General features: G+C 72.1%; 17 protein-coding genes. 15 read left to right on the plus strand and 2 right to left on the minus strand.

All coding sequences use genetic code 11. The annotated features are described in order from the left end of the window. Window positions 1–32 precede the first annotated feature (32 nt). The 3 genes from ACK8GG_RS04470 (at window position 33) to ACK8GG_RS04480 (ending at window position 4,451) form a co-directional block, all read left to right on the plus strand. On the plus strand, window positions 33–968 hold the full coding sequence (locus tag ACK8GG_RS04470; protein WP_440355600.1) for a hypothetical protein: 936 nt from the start codon (window positions 33–35) through the stop codon (window positions 966–968). 173 nt (window positions 969–1,141) lie between these two features. After that, a complete protein-coding gene (locus ACK8GG_RS04475; protein WP_440355601.1) occupies window positions 1,142–3,730 on the plus strand; it encodes a bifunctional FO biosynthesis protein CofGH in 2,589 nt (862 codons plus the stop codon). Window positions 3,731–4,190: 460 nt separating this feature from the next. After that, entirely contained in the window at window positions 4,191–4,451 is a 261-nt protein-coding gene (locus ACK8GG_RS04480; protein ID WP_440348092.1) for a WhiB family transcriptional regulator, read from the plus strand. 39 nt (window positions 4,452–4,490) lie between these two features. On the opposite strand, the gene ACK8GG_RS04485 is transcribed toward ACK8GG_RS04480, so the two are convergent. Continuing rightward, the gene (locus ACK8GG_RS04485; protein WP_440348091.1) at window positions 4,491–4,940 is read right to left on the minus strand and encodes a metallopeptidase family protein; all 450 of its coding nucleotides are present in this window, start codon (window positions 4,938–4,940) and stop codon (window positions 4,491–4,493) included. 143 nt (window positions 4,941–5,083) lie between these two features. Between ACK8GG_RS04485 and ACK8GG_RS04490 the strand changes: the two genes are divergently transcribed. From ACK8GG_RS04490 to hpf, 12 genes are all read left to right on the plus strand, one after another. Continuing rightward, on the plus strand, window positions 5,084–5,452 hold the full coding sequence (locus ACK8GG_RS04490) for a DUF3499 domain-containing protein (RefSeq protein WP_440348090.1): 369 nt from the start codon (window positions 5,084–5,086) through the stop codon (window positions 5,450–5,452). Between the two features lie 138 nt (window positions 5,453–5,590). Beyond that, the gene (locus ACK8GG_RS04495) at window positions 5,591–6,967 is read left to right on the plus strand and encodes a phosphomannomutase/phosphoglucomutase (protein ID WP_440353986.1); all 1,377 of its coding nucleotides are present in this window, start codon (window positions 5,591–5,593) and stop codon (window positions 6,965–6,967) included. A 59-nt stretch (window positions 6,968–7,026) separates the two neighbouring features. Beyond that, window positions 7,027–7,212 (plus strand): Trm112 family protein, encoded by a 186-nt coding sequence (locus ACK8GG_RS04500; RefSeq protein ID WP_440348088.1) that lies wholly within the window; start codon window positions 7,027–7,029, stop codon window positions 7,210–7,212. Beyond that, on the plus strand, window positions 7,209–8,411 hold the full coding sequence (locus ACK8GG_RS04505) for an SIS domain-containing protein (protein ID WP_440348087.1): 1,203 nt from the start codon (window positions 7,209–7,211) through the stop codon (window positions 8,409–8,411). The genes ACK8GG_RS04500 and ACK8GG_RS04505 overlap by 4 nt, the downstream gene beginning before the upstream one ends. Window positions 8,412–8,472: 61 nt before the next feature. Next, complete coding sequence (locus ACK8GG_RS04510; RefSeq protein ID WP_440348086.1) at window positions 8,473–9,492, plus strand: cation diffusion facilitator family transporter; 1,020 nt, start codon at window positions 8,473–8,475, stop codon at window positions 9,490–9,492. 1 nt (window position 9,493) lies between these two features. Beyond that, entirely contained in the window at window positions 9,494–10,654 is a 1,161-nt protein-coding gene (gene manA, locus ACK8GG_RS04515; RefSeq protein ID WP_440353985.1) for a mannose-6-phosphate isomerase, class I, read from the plus strand. A gap of 67 nt (window positions 10,655–10,721) precedes the next feature. Beyond that, window positions 10,722–12,218, plus strand: a complete 1,497-nt coding sequence (ahcY, locus tag ACK8GG_RS04520) for an adenosylhomocysteinase (protein ID WP_440353984.1) — start codon at window positions 10,722–10,724, stop codon at window positions 12,216–12,218. A gap of 175 nt (window positions 12,219–12,393) precedes the next feature. Continuing rightward, the gene (mtrA, locus tag ACK8GG_RS04525) at window positions 12,394–13,083 is read left to right on the plus strand and encodes an MtrAB system response regulator MtrA (protein ID WP_440348083.1); all 690 of its coding nucleotides are present in this window, start codon (window positions 12,394–12,396) and stop codon (window positions 13,081–13,083) included. Between the two features lie 90 nt (window positions 13,084–13,173). Then, a complete protein-coding gene (gene mtrB / locus ACK8GG_RS04530) occupies window positions 13,174–14,820 on the plus strand; it encodes an MtrAB system histidine kinase MtrB (RefSeq protein WP_440355684.1) in 1,647 nt (548 codons plus the stop codon). Further along, the gene (locus ACK8GG_RS04535) at window positions 14,817–16,634 is read left to right on the plus strand and encodes an LpqB family beta-propeller domain-containing protein (RefSeq protein WP_440353983.1); all 1,818 of its coding nucleotides are present in this window, start codon (window positions 14,817–14,819) and stop codon (window positions 16,632–16,634) included. The genes mtrB and ACK8GG_RS04535 overlap by 4 nt, the downstream gene beginning before the upstream one ends. A 10-nt stretch (window positions 16,635–16,644) precedes the next feature. Next, the gene (locus ACK8GG_RS04540; protein WP_440353982.1) at window positions 16,645–17,352 is read left to right on the plus strand and encodes a ComF family protein; all 708 of its coding nucleotides are present in this window, start codon (window positions 16,645–16,647) and stop codon (window positions 17,350–17,352) included. A 240-nt stretch (window positions 17,353–17,592) separates the two neighbouring features. Next, a complete protein-coding gene (hpf, locus tag ACK8GG_RS04545) occupies window positions 17,593–18,222 on the plus strand; it encodes a ribosome hibernation-promoting factor, HPF/YfiA family (protein ID WP_440348080.1) in 630 nt (209 codons plus the stop codon). Between the two features lie 94 nt (window positions 18,223–18,316). Here the strand turns inward: hpf and ACK8GG_RS04550 are convergent, their stop codons facing one another. After that, window positions 18,317–19,510: a GNAT family N-acetyltransferase gene (locus ACK8GG_RS04550; protein WP_440355602.1), complete on the minus strand. Its 1,194-nt coding sequence runs from the start codon at window positions 19,508–19,510 to the stop codon at window positions 18,317–18,319. Between the last annotated feature and the right edge of the window lie 142 nt (window positions 19,511–19,652).

Raw genomic sequence — 19,652 nt, forward strand, 5'->3', positions numbered from 1 at the left:
CACACGAAACCCGAAATCGCCCTGGGGGAGTTTTGACCACCAGCCACTCCGAGCCGGCCCCGACCGAATCGGCGCCCGCCAATCCCATCACTCCGGCGCTGCGCGATCTCGTCGCGCTGGTGCTGCTCGCCGCCAACGCCGTGCTGCTGCTCGTGGCGTTCGTCCGGCTCTTCGCGGACTTCGGCCCGTACAGCGAATACAGCACCTGGACCAACCGGGCCGGCGGCACCCTCGGGGCGGTGACCGGCCTCTGGGCGCTGGCGCTGCCGCTGGTCGCCGTGCTGATCACCGTCTACCTGGCACCGCGTACGCCGCAGGCGAAGGTGATCACCCTGGCGGCGCTCGCCGAGATCGCCTTCAGCGCCCTGCTGGCGGTCATCACCTTTCTCATCGTCACCGTCGGGACCTTCTCCGACGGTCCGATCGGCAACGCCTTCCTGAGTTTCCTGAGCACGGTCGCCTCGCTGGCGATCTTCGCCGTGGTGGCGCTGGTGATCTTCAAAACCTGGCAGGGGTACTTCTACGTGCCCAAGCCCAAGCCGCAGCCGGGCGTCTACGGCCAGCCGCAGCAGCCGTACGGCCAGCAGCCCTACGGTCAGCAGCCGGGCTACGGCCAGCAGCCCTACGGCCAGCAGCAGCCGGGCTACCCGCAGCAGGGCTACGGCCAGCCGCAGCAGCAGCAGCCCTACGGCCAGCAGCCCTACGGTCAGCCGCAGCAGCCCTACGGCCAGCAGCCGGGCTTCCCACAGCAGCAGTACGGTCAGCCGGGCCAGCCGGCCGACGCCCCGCAGTTCACGGCTCCGCAGTCGGCCCCGCCGGCTCCGCAGTCCGCCCCGCCGGCTCCGCAGTCGGGTCCGCCGGCGCAGACCGGCTTCCCGCCGGCGGCCGAGACCCAGGCGCTCCCGCGTCCGGGCGAGGAGAACGGCGACCGCACCCAGGTGATCAACCCGGGTGACGGGCAGCGCTGACAGCAGGCGCAGCGCGCCAGGAGCGCGGCCTCGTCCATCGGACGGGGCCGCGCTGCTGTCCGCGGACCGCGCCTACGGGTACGGCAGACAGCGCCCCGCCGGATCAGTCCGGCGAGCGGGACCGCCCTGACCTGCGGTTCGGTCAATCGCGGCTGAGCGCTTACGCTGCTGCAATGGTTGAGCGTACGGAGACCGCACCGACCGAGGCGAGCATCCGGCGGGCGTGCAAGCGTGCCGCCGAGGGCAGGCCGCTCGACGCCGACGAGGCGACGGCCCTGCTGAGCGCGCGCGGCCCGGCGCTGGAGGAGCTGCTGCGGATCGCCGGCGGCGTGCGCGACGCGGGGCTGCGCGAGGCGGGCCGTCCCGGCGTCGTCACCTTCTCCAAGAAGGTCTTCATCCCGCTCACCCGGCTCTGCCGGGACCGCTGCCACTACTGCACATTCGTCACCGTGCCGCACAAGCTGCCGGCGGCGTACCTGGATCGCGACGAGGTGCTCGCCATCGCCCGCGCCGGTGCGGCCCAGGGCTGCAAGGAGGCACTCTTCACCCTCGGCGACCGGCCCGAGGAGCGCTGGCCGGCGGTGCGGCAGTGGCTCGACGAGCGGGGCTACGACTCGACCGTCTCCTACCTGCGGTCGGTGGCGATCGCCGTGCTGGAGGAGACCGGCCTGCTGCCGCACCTCAACCCCGGGGTGCTGGACTGGTCGGAGCTGCAGCGGCTCAAGCCGGTGGCGCCGAGCATGGGAATGATGCTGGAGACCACCGCCACCCGGCTCTGGTCCGAGCCGGGCGGTCCGCACTACGGCTCCCCGGACAAGGAGCCGGCGGTCCGGCTGCGGGTGCTGGCCGACGCCGGCCGGGTCGGGGTGCCGTTCACCACCGGCATCCTGATCGGCATCGGCGAGACCCACTCCGAACGGATCGACGCGATCTTCGAGATCCGCCGTTCGCACCGCGAGTACGGCCACATCCAGGAAGTCATCGTGCAGAACTTCCGGGCCAAGCCGGACACCGCGATGCGCGGCATGCCCGACGCCGAGCTGCACGATCTGGCGGCGACCGTGGCGGTGGCGCGGATCCTGCTCGGGCCGAAGGTGCGTCTGCAGGCCCCGCCGAACCTCATCGCCGGCGAGTTCGCGCTGCTGCTGCGCGCCGGCATCGACGACTGGGGCGGGGTCTCCCCGCTGACCCCCGACCACGTCAACCCGGAACGCCCCTGGCCCGCCATCGAGGAGCTGGCCCGGCACAGCGCCGCCGCCGGCTTCACGCTGCGCGAGCGGCTGACGATCTACCCCGAGTACGTCCGGCGCGGCGAGGGCTGGCTGGACCCGCGCCTCGGCGCGCACGTGCGGGCCCTGGCGGACCCGGCCACCGGCCTGGCGGTCGAGTCGGCACGGCCGGCCGGGATGCCGTGGCAGGAGCCGGAGGAGAGCTTCGTGCCGGGTGGACGGACCGACCTGCACGCCACCATCGACACCGACGGGCGCACCGGCGACCGGCGGGGCGACTTCGACAGCGTCTACGGCGACTGGGCCGAGGTCGCGGCCCGGGTGAGCGCCCCCGCCGCCTCGATCCCGGCGCCCGCCACCGGGGAGACCGCCACCGCCGGCAGCGGGGAGACCGCCACCGCCGGCAGCGGGGACGCCGACCTGCGGGCCGGGCTGCGGCTCGCCGCCGACGACCCGGCCGCGCTGCTGGCCCCGGCCAACGCCGACGCGGCCCTGGCGCTGTTCAACGCCGACGGTCCGGCGCTGGAGCAGCTCTGCCGCCTCGCCGACGACGTCCGCCGGGACACCGTCGGCGACGACGTAACCTACGTGGTCAACCGCAACATCAACTTCAGTAACGTCTGCTACGTCGGCTGCCGCTTCTGCGCCTTCGCGCAGCGTGAGAGCGACGCTGACGCGTACCGGCTCTCGGTGGAGCAGGTCGCCGACCGGGCCGAGGAGGCGTGGCGGGTCGGCGCGACCGAGGTCTGCATGCAGGGCGGGATCGACCCGAAACTGCCGGGGACGACGTACGCGGAGCTGGTCCGGGCGGTGAAGCGGCGGGTGCCGCAGATGCACGTGCACGCCTTCTCGCCAATGGAGATCGTCACCGCGGCGGCGAAGGCCGGCGTGCCGGTGCGGGAGTGGCTGACCGAGATGCGGGAGGCCGGGCTGGACACCATCCCCGGTACGGCCGCGGAGATCCTCGACGACGACGTGCGCTGGGTGCTGACCAAGGGCAAGCTGCCGGCGGCGGCCTGGGTGGACGTGGTGAGCACCGCGCACGAGCTGGGCATCCGCAGCAGCTGCACCATGATGTACGGCCACGTCGACCACCCTGGCCAGTGGCTTGCCCATTTCCGGGTGCTGGCCGGCGTGCAGGACCGTACCGGCGGCTTCACCGAGTTCGTGGCGCTGCCCTTCGTGCACACCAACGCCCCGATCTATCTGGCGGGTATCGCCCGGCCGGGGCCGACCTGGCGGGAGAACCGGGCGGTGCACGCGATGGCCCGGCTGCTGCTGCACGGCCGGATCCCGAACATCCAGTGCTCCTGGGTGAAGCTCGGCGACGAGGGCACGGTGGCGATGCTCAACGGCGGCGCCAACGACCTGGGCGGCACGTTGATGGAGGAGACGATTTCCCGGATGGCCGGGTCGGACAACGGTTCGGCGCGTTCCGAGGAGCAGTTGCGGCAGATCGCGGCCCTGGCCGGACGACCGGCCCGGAAACGCAACACCGCTTACGGCTCGGCGGCCGTGCCGCAATCGGTCTGATATCTGTCTGTTGGACCCCCTCGGTCCACTTCAGAACCAATTCACGGGTTGTTCACGGCGCCGGGCGTAGTACGCCGGGCCGGGCTAGCCTTGTCCGGAAGTGATCTTGGCGGGCGCGGTCCGGCGTGTCGTCGCGTACGGGTCGGTGGGCTGCTCACCGGGGTTTCCAGGGACGCCACGCCGGGTTTCCGGGGCAACTCGCCGAGGGAGCGTTACTCGGACGGGGTCTGAATCGGTAGGGCAGGTTGCGAGGCCGGGCGGTTCGGCTGAACCGCCCGCAGGCACCCGACCGGGTGCCTTCGTGCGACGGGTTCGGGTTGACGGTGCACGTATTACACACGTGTAATTTCAATTGGACTGTTCGCACGGAGCGCAATGAATTGCCACGGGACGGACAAGGCGCGCCTTCGCGTGGGGGGTTGCAGCGGCATTTCGCCGGTGCGCGAGAAGGAGGCATTGGATGGACGGCCGACTTGAGGTGGCCGACCTGCTCGGGAACGCACCGGAGTGGCAGGAGCAGGCCCTCTGCTCCCAGACCGACCCGGAGGCGTTCTTCCCGGAGAAGGGTGGCTCGACCCGGGAGGCGAAGCGGATCTGCTCCCGCTGCGAGGTCAAGGTCGAGTGCCTGGAATACGCCCTCGGACACGACGAACGGTTCGGGATCTGGGGCGGGCTCTCCGAGCGGGAACGGCGCAAGTTGAAGCGGCGGGTCGTCGCCTGAGTGGTCGCCGGACCGGACGGCCGGGAGGGGCCGTCCGGTTCAGGCCAGCTCGTCGGGGTCGATCCCCAGCAGATTCGCGACCTGCTCGACGATGACGTCGTGAACCAGGTCGGCCAGATCATCCCGGTCCATCGCCCGGAACTCCAGCGGGCGCCGGTAGAGCACGATCCGCGGCGGCAACTCGTTGCGTCCCGGCTGCCCGGGCAGCAGCCGCGCCAGCGGCACCTCGCCGTCCTCGAGCACGTCGGAGTCGTAGACGTTCAGCTCCGGCGGCACGTCCTCCACCGCGAACTCCACCCCGGCCAGCTCCTTGGCGAAGCGGCGCTCCAGCGCCTCGACCGTGTCCAGGACCAGGTCGTCGAAGACCTCCGCCTTGGTACGGGCCATCGGCACCGTCGCCGGCACCAGCCGTCCGCGCAGCCCACGCCCGTGCCGGTCGCGCCGGGTCTGCCGCCGGTTCACCGGCCGGCGCGGTTGCGGACTCGTCATGGGGCACAGGGTATCCCGCCCACAGGCGGCCTGCGGTTATGCCGGCCACCGACGCTCCGGGCACCTGATTGTGATCAACGACAACGGGCGTGTCGCGTACCCAACCGGTGCGGCGAACCCGGTATTGGGGATACCCTGCCGCGGTGAGGTCAACCCGGCGCTGCTCCCGAAACGGCTGTCCCCGTCAAGCGGTCGCCACGCTCACCTACGTCTACAACGAGTCGACGGCGGTGGTCGGGCCGCTGGCGGCATTCGCCGAGCCGCACACCTACGACCTCTGCGAGCCGCACGCCCGCAGCCTCACCGCCCCGCGCGGCTGGGAGGTGGTCCGGCACGAGGGGGCCTTCGACCCGCCGCCGCCGACCACCGACGACCTGGTCGCCCTCGCCGAGGCCGTCCGCGAAGCGGCCCGCCCCGCGCCCCGGCCGCCCGCCGACGACCTGCCCGACCCCCACCGCGGTCAGCAGGCCGGCCGCCGCGGCCATCTCCGGGTGATCCCGCCGGGGCGCTGACCCGCCACCGCTCGCCACCACCGCCGCACCCGTCGCAGACTGCCGCTTCGTACCGGGCTGCGCCTTGGGCCGGGCTCCCCGCCCCGCCTCCGATACGCTCAGGTGCGTTGACCACGTACGGCCGAAGGAGCGAGATCGGTGTCTGAGCTGTCCCAGATCGTCAAGGCGTACGACATTCGGGGGACGGTTCCTCAGCAGTGGGACGAGCGCACCGCGGTGGCGCTGGGACGCGCCTTCGCGCAGCTGCTGAACGCCTCCCCGGAGCGCCGCGACGCGGTGGTCATTGCCCACGACATGCGGGCCACCTCGCCCGGGCTGGCGCGGGCCTTCGCCGCCGGTGTCGCCGCGGAAGGGCTCGAGGTCGTCGACGCGGGCCTCGGCTCCACCGACATGCTCTACTTCGCCTCCGGTGTCCTCGACCTGCCCGGGGCGATGTTCACCGCCAGCCACAATCCGGCGCAGTACAACGGCATCAAGATGTGCTACCCCGGTGCCCGGCCGATCGGGCAGTCGACCGGCCTGGCCGAGATCCGCGACCGGGCGCAGGCGCTGCTGGACGCCGGCGAGCCCGCGCCCGCCGACGTCGCCGTGCAGCGGCGGGACCTGCTCTCCGAGTACGCCGCCCATCTGCGGACCCTGGTCGACCTGCGCAAGATCCGCCCGCTGAAGGTGGTCGTGGACGCCGGCAACGGCATGGGTGGCTACACCGTGCCGACGGTCCTCGGCGACGCCGTGCACGAGGCGCTGCCGTTGACGATCGTGCCGCTCTACTTCGAGCTCGACGGGACCTTCCCCAACCACGAGGCGAACCCGCTCGACCCGGCGAACCTGGTCGATCTTCAGCGCGCCGTCGTCGAGCACGGCGCGGACCTCGGGCTCGCCTTCGACGGCGACGCCGACCGGTGTTTCGTGATCGACGAGCGCGGCGCGGCCGTCTCGCCCTCGGCGATCACCGCGCTGGTGGCCGTGCGGGAACTCGCCAAGGCGCCCGGCTCGGCGATCATCCACAACCTGATCACCTCCAGCGCGGTGCCGGAGATCGTCCGCGAGCACGGCGGCGAGCCGGTGCGTACCCGGGTCGGGCACTCCTTCATCAAGGCCGAGATGGCGCGCCGCAACGCGATCTTCGGCGGTGAGCACTCCGCGCACTACTACTTCCGTGACTTCTGGTTCGCCGACACCGGCATGCTCGCGGCGATGCACCTGCTGGCCGCCCTCGGCGAGCAGGAGCGGCCGCTGTCGGAGTTCGCCGCCGCGTACGAGCGCTACGCCGCCTCCGGCGAGATCAACTCGACCGTCGCCGACCAGCAGACCAAGCTCGCCGAGGTGCGGGCGGCCTATCCCGACGCCACCTGCGACGAGCTGGACGGGCTTACGCTGTACTTCGCCGACGGTGCCTGGGCCAACCTGCGCCCCTCCAACACCGAACCGCTGCTGCGCCTCAACGTGGAGGCGCCGACGGCGGATCGGATGACGTCGCTCCGCGACGAGGTGCTTGCCCTCGTTCGTCGCTAAGATCCCTGGGCCGGTCGCCACTCGGTTCCGGCACCCGCACCCGTGGAAGGAGCCGCACCGTGGCCCTGGACCCGCAGTTGCTCGAGATTCTCGCCTGCCCGGACACCCACCACGCCCCGCTGGACTACGACGCCGACGCGGAGACCCTGACCTGCACCGAGTGCGGCCGGATCTTCGAGGTCCGCGACGGCGTGCCGGTGCTGCTGCTCGACGAGGCGCGCGAGGACCGCGCCCAGCCGCGATGATGCCCGGTGCCTCCGGTGTCAGCGGACACCGGCACGCCGACGAGGAGCTGCTCGACAACCCGCAGGCCCTGGCTCTGCAGGACCCGGGTGGGATGCTGCGCTTCACCGCCTCGGCCGGTGCCCAGGTACGCGAGTCCACGGCCCTGACCGCCGAGGCGGACCTCACCGCGCTCTCCGACGACGGGCGCCCCCGGGCGGTCGTCATCGCCGGGATCGGCACCGCGGCGCGTACCGGTGACGTGCTGGCGACGGTGGCCGGGCCGCGCTGCCCGGTGCCCGTGATCGCGCACCGCAGCGCCGGTGTGCCCGGCTGGGTCGGCGCCGCCGACGTGGTCATCGCGGTCAGCGCCTCGGGACGCAGCCCGGAGGCGCTCGGCGCCGCCGAGGCAGCCGCCCGCCGCGGTGCCCGGCTCGTCGCCGTCGGCGCGCCGGACTCCCTGCTGCAGGCGGTCGCCGAGCGCGCCCGCGCCCCCTTCATCCCGGTGCCGCGCCGGGCCCCGGCCCGCGCCAGCCTCTGGGGCCTCACCGTGCCGGTGCTGCTCGCCGCGCGCGCCCTCGGACTGGTCAAGGTCAACGAGGCGGACCTGGCAGAGACGGCGACCCGCCTGGACGCCGACGCCGAGCGGTGCCGCCCGGACGCCGAGTCCTTCGTCAACCCCGCGAAGTCCCTCGCGCTGGGCATCGCCGGGTCGATCCCGGTCGTCTGGGGCTCGTCCCCGCTGGCGACGGTGGCGGCCCGCCGCTTCGCCGACACCCTGGCGGCCAACGCCCGCTACCCGGTGATCGCCGGGGCGCTCGGCGAGGCCGGCCGCGGCCGGGTCGGGCTGCTCGACGGTGTCTTCGGCGGCCTCGCCGAGGCCGGCCGCGACATCTTCGCCGACCCCGACGAGAACGAGACCCCCGACGGGCAGAGCCGGCTGCGACTGGTGATCCTGCGCGACGGTGGGCTCAACCCGGAGGAGGACGCCGACGAGCCGCTGGTGGTCGAGGAGCGTCGTGCCGACGCCGTGCAGACCCTCGCCGAACGTCGCGGGGTGCGCTGTGACGTGGTGACCGCCGAGGGCGGTTCCGCCCTGGAGCGGTTGGCGTCCCTGGTCGCGGTACCCGATTTCGCCTCCATCTATCTTGGTCTGGCCCATGGTCTGGACCCGATGGCGGTTCCCGCCATCAGCGAAATGAAGGAGCTGTCGAACCCGTGACCGTACTGACCTGCGGCGGCGTGCCGGTCCGCCACGCCGCGGCTGGTGCCGGAGCTGCGGCGTGAGCGCCAGTGGCGGCACCAAGGCCGTCGTCGCCGCACTGTTCGCCAACCTCGGCATCGCCGTCACCAAGTTCGTCGCGTTCTTCCTGACCTCGTCGTCGTCGATGCTCGCCGAGTCGATCCACTCGGTCGCCGACTCGGGGAATCAGGCGCTGCTGCTGCTCGGCGGACGCCGGGCCAAGCGCAAGGCCGACCTCAGCCACCCCTTCGGCTACGGCCGGGAGCGGTACGTCTACGCCTTCATCGTCTCCATCGTGCTCTTCAGCGTCGGTGGCCTCTTCGCGCTCTACGAGGCGTACCACAAGTGGCACGAGGGGGGTGGGATCACGAGCTGGCAGTGGGTGCCGGTCACCGTCCTGCTGATCGCCATCGCGCTGGAGAGCCGCTCCTTCAGCGTGGCGGTCAAGGAGGCGAACCTGGTCCGGGGCAAGTCGTCCTGGGTCGAGTTCGTCCGCCGCGCCAAGGCCCCGGAGCTGCCCGTCGTCCTGCTCGAAGACCTCGGCGCTCTGGTCGGCCTGGTGCTGGCGCTCGGCGGGGTCAGCATGACCCTGATCACCGGCGACGGGATCTGGGATGCCATCGGCACCGGCTGCATCGGGGTGCTGCTGGTGGTCATCGCCGTCGTCCTGGCGATCGAGACCAAGAGCCTGCTGCTGGGTGAAGGGGCCGAAGCGTCCGACCTGGCCCGTATCGAGGAAGCGATCACCGGCGGTCCGGAGGTCGAGCGGATCATCCACATGAAGACCCTCTACCTCGGCCCGGACGAGCTGATGGTGGCTGCCAAGATCGGTGTGCCGGCGGAGGAGTCGGCGCAGCTCGTGGCACGCAGCATCAACGTCGTGGAAGCACGGATCCGCCAGGCCGTACCGGTCGCCCGGGTCGTCTACCTGGAGCCGGACATCTTCAGTGAACGCGCCGCCGCGGCGGGCACCGGGGCGGCCGCGGAGACCGCGGCCGGGGCGCCCGGCGTCGCGGCGCCGGGCACCGCCGGCGAGACGGCGGAACCGAACAGGAGCTGACGTGAAGCTGCTACGGGGGCAGATCCGCGACTACGCGTGGGGTTCACGCCAGGTGATCGCGCAGCTGCAGGGGCGGCCGGTGCCGAGTCCCGGGCCGGAGGCGGAGCTGTGGCTGGGCGACCACTGCGGCGCCCCGGCCACGGTGCTCGGCTCCGGCGTCCCGCTGCCCGAACTGCTCGCCGCCGATCCGGAGCACTGGCTGGGCCGGCCGGTGCTCGACCGCTTCGGAACCCGGTTGCCGTTCCTGCTCAAGGTGCTGGCGGCCGACGCGCCACTCTCGCTGCAGGCCCACCCCGACGCCGAGCAGGCCCGTGCCGGGTACGCCCGCGAGCAGGCAGCCGCAACGGCGCCGGCAGCGCGCAACTATGTCGACCCGCACCACAAGCCCGAGTTGCTGGTGGCGCTGACACCGATGGACGCGCTCTGCGGCTTCCAGGACCCGGTGGTCGCCGCCGAGCTCTTCGCCGCCGTCGACCTGCCGGCCCTCGCGCCGGTGGTCGCGGCGCTGCGGCAGGGGCCGGCGGGCCTGGCCGGTGTCGTGCGAACGCTGCTCACCTGGCCCGAGGACGAGCGCACGGCGCTGGTCGAGGCCGCCGTGGCCGCGGAGCTGGGGGCGTCGTCGAAGCTGGTGGGCGACCTGGCCGAGCGCTACCCGGGCGATCCGGGCGTGCTGGTGGCGTTGCTGCTCAACCACGTGACCCTCGCCCCGGGCGAGGCGATCTGGATGCCGGCCGGCAACCTGCACGCCTATCTGCGCGGCGCGGGTGTCGAGATCCTCGCCGCCAGCGACAACGTGCTGCGCGGCGGCCTGACGCCGAAGCGGGTCGATGTCCCGGAGCTGCTGAACGTGCTCCGCTTCGAGGTTCTGCACGATCCTGTGCTGCGGGCGGAGCCACTGGCGCCGGGCCTGGTGCGCTGGCCCGCCCCGATCGAGGACTTCGCCCTGCACGGCGTGTCGTTGGCGCCGGGCGCGCCGCCGGTCACGATCGACACGCCGGGACCGCGGGTGCTGCTCTGCCATGCCGGGCACCTCACCGTCGACGACGGGCTCGAGACGGTCACGCTGAGCGCGGGTGAGGCAGCCCTCGGGCCGGCGGCAGGGGCGGCGTTGACCATCCGCGGTGCCGGTGAGGCCTTCGTCGGCACCGCCGGACTGCGGTAGGAAAGCCCCGGGTCTCCCCGACGCGTAAGGTGGGAGGTCTGCGAGCAGCCGTACGACAGGAGCATTCATGACCAGCACCCTCCCCACCTCCATCGGCGCGACCGGCGGCACTCGGCCGCGGACGCTTGCCGAAGGCGACTTCAAGGTGGCGGATCTGTCGCTCGCCGAGTTCGGGCGCAAGGAGATCCAGCTCGCCGAGCACGAAATGCCGGGCCTGATGTCGATCCGCCGGGAGTTCGCCGAGAGCCAGCCGCTGGCCGGCGCCCGGATCACCGGCTCGCTGCACATGACCATCCAGACCGCCGTGCTCATCGAGACGCTGACCGCGCTCGGCGCGCAGGTGCGCTGGGCGTCCTGCAACATCTTCTCCACCCAGGACCATGCGGCCGCGGCGATTGTCGTCGGCCCGGAGGGCACCCCGGAGGCCCCGGCCGGTGTCCCGGTCTACGCCTGGAAGGGCGAGAGCCTCGAGGAGTACTGGTGGTGCACCGAGCAGGTGCTCGACTGGCCCGACGGCCAGGGCCCGAACATGATCCTCGACGACGGCGGTGACGCCACCCTGCTGGTGCACAAGGGCGTGGAGTTCGAGAAGGCCGGCGCCGTCCCCGCGGTGGAGACCGCCGCCTCCGAGGAGTACGCCGTGATCCTCGGCGTGCTGCAGCGTTCGCTGGCCGAGGACGGCCAGCGGTGGACCCGGATCGCCTCCGCCATCCGCGGCGTCACCGAGGAGACCACCACCGGCGTGCACCGCCTCTACGAGATGCAGCGTGAGGGCAAGCTGCTCTTCCCGGTGATCAACGTCAACGACTCGGTCACCAAGAGCAAGTTCGACAACAAGTACGGCTGCCGCCACTCGCTGATCGACGGCATCAACCGGGCGACCGACGTGCTCATCGGCGGCAAGACCGCGGTCGTGCTCGGCTACGGCGACGTCGGCAAGGGCTGCGCCGAGTCGCTGCGCGGCCAGGGCGCGCGGGTGATCGTCACCGAGGTCGACCCGATCTGCGCGCTGCAGGCGGCGATGGACGGCTACCAGGTCGCCACCCTCGACGACGTCGTCTCCACCGCCGACATCTTCGTCACCGCCACCGGCTGCTTCGACGTCATCACCAACGAGCACATGGCGCGGATGAAGCACCAGGCGATCGTCGGCAACATCGGCCACTTCGACAACGAGATCGACATGGCCGGGCTGGCCAAGCGCTCCGACGTGCAGCGGGTCAACATCAAGCCGCAGGTCGACGTCTGGAAGTTCGACGACGGCCACTCGATCATCGTGCTCTCCGAGGGCCGGCTGCTGAACCTCGGCAACGCGACCGGGCACCCGAGCTTCGTGATGTCGAACTCGTTCGCCAACCAGACCATCGCCCAGATCGAGCTCTTCACCAAGACCGAGGAGTACCCGGTCGGCGTCTACGTGCTCCCCAAGCACCTGGACGAGAAGGTCGCCCGGCTGCACCTGGACGCCCTGGGCGCCAAGCTCACCACCCTGACCGATGAGCAGGCCGCGTACCTCGGCGTGCCGGTGGAGGGACCGTTCAAGACGGACCACTACCGCTACTGACAGATGCGCGCGAAAGCGGGCCGGCCCGGACGACGGGCCGGCCCGCTTTCGCGTGTCGCGCCATGCCCGGTTCTGCCTGGTAGAGCAGGGTTTCGGAGACCTTGTGAGCGCCGCGGCGTCAGATCCGGGGTGACACCATTGCCATGAATGTCGGCCGGGATGAAATATTGGTGCCATGAGAGCCCGGGTACTGGTGGTCGACGACGACCCCGCGCTGGCCGAAATGCTCGGCATCGTGTTGCGCAGCGAGGGCTTCCAGCCCTCCTTCGTCGCCGATGGCGAGCGCGCGCTGGCCGCATTTCGTGACATCCGGCCCGACATCATCCTGCTGGACCTGATGCTCCCCGGGATGAGCGGTATCGACGTCGCCCGGGCGGTCCGGGCCGAGTCGGGGGTGCCGATCGTCATGCTGACCGCCAAGAGCGACACCGTCGACGTGGTGCTCGGGCTGGAGTCCGGGGCCGACGACTACGTCGTCAAGCCCTTCAAGCCCAAGGAGCTGGTGGCGCGGATGCGCGCCCGGTTGCGCCGCGGCGACGACGTCGCCCCGGAGATGCTTGCCATCGGGCCGCCGGGCAACCAGATCACCATCGACGTGCCGGCGCATACGGTCAGCCGCAACGGCGCCGAGGTGAAGCTGACCCCGCTGGAGTTCGACCTGCTGGTCGCGCTGGCGCGTAAACCGCGTCAGGTCTTCAGCCGGGAGGTGCTGCTCGAGCAGGTCTGGGGCTACCGGCACGCCGCCGACACGCGACTGGTGAACGTGCACGTCCAGCGGTTGCGCGCCAAGATCGAGCCGGATCCGGAGCGGCCGGAAATCATCCTGACCGTGCGTGGCGTGGGTTACAAGGCCGGTACCGGCTAGCCTGTTGGCACTGTGGCCAGCACCGATGTTTCCGAATCCGACAAGCTGCCGGGCCGCCTCCCTGACGGGATGCGGGAGCTCGGGCGCAGGATGCTGGGCCGCTGCCTCACGCTCCTCGCCGCGGGGCACCAGACCTGGCGGCGGTCGTTGCAGGTCCGCATCGTCACGATCACCCTGGTCGCCTCCAGCCTGCTCGTCGGCGGATTCTCCTACCTGGTGGCGACAAAGATCACCAACATCCTTCAGGAGAACGCCCGCACCGACGTGCGGCAGCGGCTGGAGAGCGGCCGGGACTACACCGCCAAGCAGATGGCCGTCTACAGCCGGCCGCTGGAGGCCGGGCTGCAGGACACCATGGTCGGCACCGTCGACTACCTCGCCGGCGGCGATCCGCAGCAGATCAGCGGAGTGGTGGTGCAGCTGCGGGCCGACCGTTCGGGCGGGGTGATCGAGTCGCGCGCCTCGCCGAACGTCAACGTCGACCTGCTGCTCACCCCGCAGCTGCGGGAGAGCGTCAGCGGCGGCAACGTGGCGAGTCAGATCCGCAGCGGCGATCTGGGCAACGGCCGGGCCAAGTACCTCGTCTACGGCTCGCCCGTGCCGACCCGGATGGGGCAGCTGGAGCTCTACTACTTCGTGCCACTGAGCCGCCAGGACGTGACCGCCTCCGAGGCCCGGTCGGCGGTGCTGGCGATGGGCGTGGCGCTGGTGCTGCTGCTCGGCCTGCTCGCCGCCCTGGTCACCCGGCTGGTCGTCCGGCCGGTGCGGGTGGCCGCGCGCACCGCGCAGCGCCTCTCCGCCGGCCTGCTGGATCAGCGCATGGCGGTCAGCGGCGAGGACGACCTCGCGCTGCTGGGTGCCTCTTTCAACCAGATGGCGACAAACCTCCAGCGACAGATCCTGCGGCTGGAGGAGATGTCCCGGCTGCAACGGCGCTTCACCTCCGACGTCTCGCACGAGCTGCGTACCCCGTTGACCACGGTGCGGATGGCGGCGGACCTCATCTTCGCCGAGCGCGACGAGTTCGATCCGGCGGTGGCCCGCAGCGCCGAGCTGCTCCAGGCCGAGCTGGACCGTTTCGAGGAGTTGCTCACCGACCTGCTGGAGATCAGCCGGTTCGATGCCGGCTTCGCGATGCTCGACGCCGAGCCGACGGATCTGGTGCCGGTGGTGAACCGGGTGGTGCAGCGGCTGACGGCGCTGGCGGAGCGGATCGGCACCTCGTTGGAGGTGGAGATCCCGGACGGGCCGGTGATCGCGGAGGTGGACCCCCGGCGGGTGGAGCGCATCCTGCGCAACCTCGTCGGCAACGCTGTCGAGCACGGTGAGGGCCGGCCGGTCCAGGTCCGCCTGGCGTGCGCGGACAAGGCGGTCGCGGTGACCGTGCGCGACCACGGTGTCGGGCTCAAGCCAGGGGAGGAGAAGCTGGTATTCAACCGGTTCTGGCGCGCCGACCCCTCGCGGGCCCGGCAGACCGGTGGCAGCGGACTGGGGCTCTCCATCAGTGTGGAGGACGCTCGGCTGCACGGCGGCTGGCTGGAGGCGTGGGGCGCGCCGGGGCAGGGTGCGCAGTTCCGGCTGACCCTGCCGGCACGTGCGGGGGACCGGCTCACCGCCTCGCCGCTGCGGCTGGTGCCGGCCGACGCGGCGCCGCCCTTCGCCGGCCAGCGCGCCGGCGAGCCGGCCGCGCTGACCGAGTCGCCGACGGCGACCGATCCGAAGGCGGTGGCCCCGTGAACCGCGCCCTGCGAGTGCTGCTCGCCGCGCTGCTGGCGGGGCTGCTGCCGGTCGCCGGCTGTGGCATCCCGAGCGAGACGGACGTGCAGGTGGACGGCCCTGGGCCTTCGGTGGAGGCCGATTCCGGCGCCGGCCGGGCCGAGGAGCCGCCGGACCGGCGCAGTGCCGGGACCGACCCGGAGACCTTCGTCCACAACTATCTCGCGGCTGCCGCTGGGGAGACCGACCTGGCGTACCAGCGGGTCAAACAGTTCATCGTCCCGGCCAACCGGGATCAGCTCCAGGAGAAGCAGGGCAGCGAGGTCGCCATCAACGTCGTACGGCTGCTGGAGCCGCCGACGGCGACCACCAACGACGACGGCACCATCCGGGTCGCCGTCCGGGTACAGCAGATCGGGGTGCTGCGCTCCACCGGCGTGCTCTCGCCCGCGACGGCCACCGAGAGCCGGTACGTCTTCCGGCTGGGCAGGGTGAGCGACGTGGATGTGGACGAGCCGGGTCTCTTCCTGCTCGACGCGCCGAAGGTGCTGCTGCTCAGCGATGTCGCGCTGCGCGACTACTACCAGCCGCACACGATCTATTTCTGGAACACCCAGCAGTCGGCCCTGGTGCCCGACCAGCGTTACCTGCCGGTGGTGGTGGCGCGGGAGCGGCGCGCGACCGAGGTGGTCAAGTGGCTGGTGGCCGGCCCGGCGGAGTGGCTGACGGTGGCGGCGGCGCGGCTGCCGGACGGCACCGAGCTGATCGGCACGGTGCCGGAGACCGGCGGCCGTCTGGAGATCAACCTGTCGACGAAGTTCGACGACCAGGCCCGGCTGGACCGGCTCGCCACCCAGCTCGCGTGGTCGTTGCCGCCGTCCAGCGGGGAGCTGGAGATCAAGATCCGGAATCAGTCCAAGAAGGTGGTCAACGTCAAGGACCACCGGGCCGGCAACGCGATCTACCAGGTCACCGGCCCGGACCGGTTCTGCATCTACGACGGATCCGTGTACCCGCTGCCCTCGACGCTCGGGATGGAGCCCGGCGCGGTGCCGACGGTCCCGATGACCTCGGAGGTCAACCGGGATGTTGCCTCGGCCGGGTTCGGGACCTCGGGGCCGCGCGCGCTGGTCGCGCTGGTCCGGGCCACCCCCGACGGACAGCAGCTCTTCGTGGGCACGGGCACGCCGCTGGTCGAGAAGGTGACCGCGGTGGGGCCGGTGTTCCGGGCCATGAGCCGTCCGGTGTGGTTGAAATCGGCGGGCCAGCAGCCGGTGGGGCTGGTGGTGGCAGGCCCAGGCCTCTACAGCTTCGGCGCCGGCGGCAGGATGACCCAGGTCGACCTGACCGTCTCCGGCCGGGTGACGGCCGCGTCGGCCTCTCTCGACGGTCACCGGCTCGCGTTCGTCGTCGATGGCGCCCTCTACCTGGCGGCGCTGGCGGTGGACGGGGAGACGGTTATCGCCGGCCCGGCGCGGCGCGTCCCGAGCCGGCTCGGGCGCGTCACGGCGGTCGACTGGAGTCAGGAGAACTCGCTGATCGTGGCCGGCTCGGCCGGCCGCTCGGTGATCAACGAGATCAGCGTGGACGGCGGGACGGAGACCTCGGTGAAGGACGCGGTCGGTGAGACCCCGGTCAGCCACCTCGCCGCGTACCCGACCAATCCGCTTTTGCCCGCCGGCACCGGCCGGGTGATGTACGAGACCAACGGTGTCGCCTGGGCGGGGCTGCCGGGAGTCTTCGCCCCGATCCAGATCGAGGACGTGGCGGGGGTGACGGCGCCGACCGGGCTGGACGCGCCGAACAACCCGACCGCCCCCTTCTACCGGTACTGATCGGCGCGCGATGGTCTGGGCGGAGCTGAGCGATCTGGTCCTGCCCACCGCCTGTGCGGGCTGCCGGGCCGACGGGGTGCGGCTGAATTCCGGGTTCTGCCGGCCCTGCGCCGTCGGACTGCAGTCGCTGCGACCGGCCCAGGTCCGCCCGAGCCCGGCCCCGGCGGGCATGCCGCCCTGTGTGGCGCTGGGGCCGTACGCCGGGGTGCTGCGGGAGGCGATCCTCTCCTACAAGGAGCGGGGCCGGCACGCGCTGGCACGCCCGCTGGGTGAGCTGCTGGCGGTGGCGGTGGCCCGGGCGGTGGGCCCGTCGCGTTCGGTGCTGCTGATTCCGGTGCCGTCGACGGCGCGGGCGGCGCGGCAGCGCCACGGTGACCATCTGCGTCGGCTGGCCGGTCACGCCGGTGCCCGGTTGCGCCGCAGCGGCTGGTCGGTCGTGTTGGCGCAGCCGCTGCGGGCGCTGCCCCGGCCGGACTCGACGACTCTGGACAGCGCGCAGCGGGCCGCCGCGGCACTCGCGGCGTTCGGGCCGCGGCCGGTCCGGCTGCGCCGGCTCCCCGCCAGGGCGGCCGGCCGGTCGGTGGTGCTGCTGGACGACATCGTCACCACCGGGGGCACCCTGGCGGCGGTGAACCGGCGGCTCGCGGCGGCGGGCGTGACGGTGTGCGGGGCGGCCGTGCTGGCCGCCACCGAACGGCGGACATATCACAGACAGTGATCGTCGAATCACCCGTTCGCGGGAAGAGGGGGTAAATCACAGAGCTGTAACGGAACAACGGGTGACGGCGGGGCGAAATGGCGTTAGCGTTCTGGTGACCGGGGTAGCGGGTTTCGCTCCCTACCCCCGGCACCTGAAAGGAGGCGCAGCCGTAGCATCCCGGCCGACGCCCAGCGGGTGTCGCAGCGATCGGCCGGCCGGATCGAGACTGTGCAGGGCCCCCCGATCAAGGAGGTCACTATGGAAATCGTGGTCAAGGGCCGCAACGTCGAAATCCCGGATCACTACCGGGTTCACGTCGCCGAGAAGCTGGCGAAGGTCGAGCGGTACGACGAGAAGATCATCCGGATCGAGGTCGTGCTCACCCACGAGCGCAACCCCCGTCAGTCCGAGCAGTGCCAGCGAGTGGAGATCACCTGCATCTCCCGCGGCCCCGCGGTGCGTTCCGAAGCCTGCACCGCCGACTTCTACAGCGCCCTCGACGCCGCCGCCACCAAGCTGGAGAGCAGGCTGCGCCGGACCGCCGAGCGCCGCCGGGTCAGCCGCGGACGCCGTACGCCCGTCTCGGTGGCCGCCGCCACCGCCGACCTCCCGGTGGCCCCGGCCGACGTGCCCCTCTTCGCCGCTCCCGGTCCCGGTGCGACGACGACGGCCGAGCCCGAGTACGACGGCATCGACGACGACCAGCCGTGGCACATCGCCCGGGAGAAGGTGCACGCCGCCGAACCGATGACCGTCGAGGACGCGCTGTTCCAGATGGAGCTCGTCGGACACGACTTCTACCTGTTCCAGGACAAGGAATCGGGTCGGCCGAGCGTCGTCTACCGGCGTCGCGCCTACGACTACGGCATCATCTCGCTGGACGTCTGAGCCTCCGCCCCGCGCCGGCCGGCCTTCGCGCCGGCCGGCGCTTTCGTGCCCGTGCGGCGCTCCGCGGCTCGGCGTACGCGCCGGCCGTGGCCGATCATCCGTTCCGCCGTGCTGCCAGATCCGCCGCGGTCAGCGCGGCGACCCAGACGTCGATCCGGTCGCCCCGGTGGGTGAGAGCGGCGCGGCGGGTCCCCTCGAAGACGAAGCCGGCCTTCTCGGCGACGCGCCGGGAGGCGGTGTTGCCGACGTTGGCCGCCCACTCCACCCGGGCCAGTCCGAGGCCGGTGAAGCCCCAGGCGGCCAGCGCGGCCAACGCGGCCGGCTGGTAGCCGCGACCGCGGGCGTGCGGGGCGGTCATGAAGCCGACGTCGGCGTTGAGCGGATCGGCCGGGCTCAGCCGCAGGTCGATCGTTCCGGCGTACGCGTCGTCGGGGTCGGCGATGACGAAGCAGGCGGCCCTCCCCTCGGCCCAGGCCGCCCGTCCGTAGCGGAGGAAACCTTCGGCGTCGCTGCGCCCGTAGGGCTTGGGCAGCGTGGTCCAGCGCAGGGTTGTCGCATCCCGGCAGGCGATGACGATCGCGTCGAGGTCGCGTTCCTCCATCGGGCGCAGCCGCAGCTCACCGGCGCCGGTGGCGGCGAAGAGCGTCGGCTGCGGCCGGCCGAAGACCGCTGCGCGCCGGGCAACCAGGGTGCCGGGCGCGGCCGGTCCCGCAAACGGTGCGTCGCTGTCTGCGGCGGCGTCGGCAGCGGCCAGGTCGGCGGGGAGGAGCGTCCCCACCCAGCCCTCGTCGAAGCCCTCGGGATGCCGCTCGGCGAGCCGGAGCTTGCCCTCGATGCGGAAACCCGCCCGCAGTGCCACCAGGCGGGATGCGTGGTTGCCGATCTCGGCCAGCCAGACCAGGCGGCGCAGCCCGAGGTCGGTGAAAGCCCAGCGGGCGACCGCCCGGACCGCGTGCACGGCCACTGCGCGGCCACGCGCCCAGGGGGCGGTCCAGTAGCCGATGTCCGCGCTGCCGACGGCCGTCGCGATGTCGATCAGGCCGCAGGAGCCGAGCAGCTCGCCCGTGGCGGCGTCGCAGACCGCGAACGGGGCGCCGGTGCCGGCCGTCCATGCCGCCGGCGCGTACCGGCCGACGAACTGCTCGGCGTCGGAGATCCGGTACGGGCGCGGCACGCGGGTCCAGCGCTGGATGTCCGGGTCCTGGCAGGCCCGGTGCACGGCTGCGGCGTCCTCGGGCCGCCAGGGGCGCAGCAGCAGGTCGCCGGCGGCGAGTTCAGTGGATTCCATGCCGCCATCCTTCTGGATCGTTCGCCCAGAGCGTAACCGGGTTTTCCGTACAGGCCGCTCCGCTCGTTCCATATGTCGCTTTCGGCGACTTCGCCTGCCGCCACCACTGACGCCCGGCCGGGGGCAGCGCATACGATGGAAT

The sequence above is a fragment of the Melissospora conviva genome, from assembly GCF_049523535.1.
GTDB classification, from domain to species: Bacteria; Actinomycetota; Actinomycetes; order Mycobacteriales; family Micromonosporaceae; genus Melissospora; species Melissospora conviva.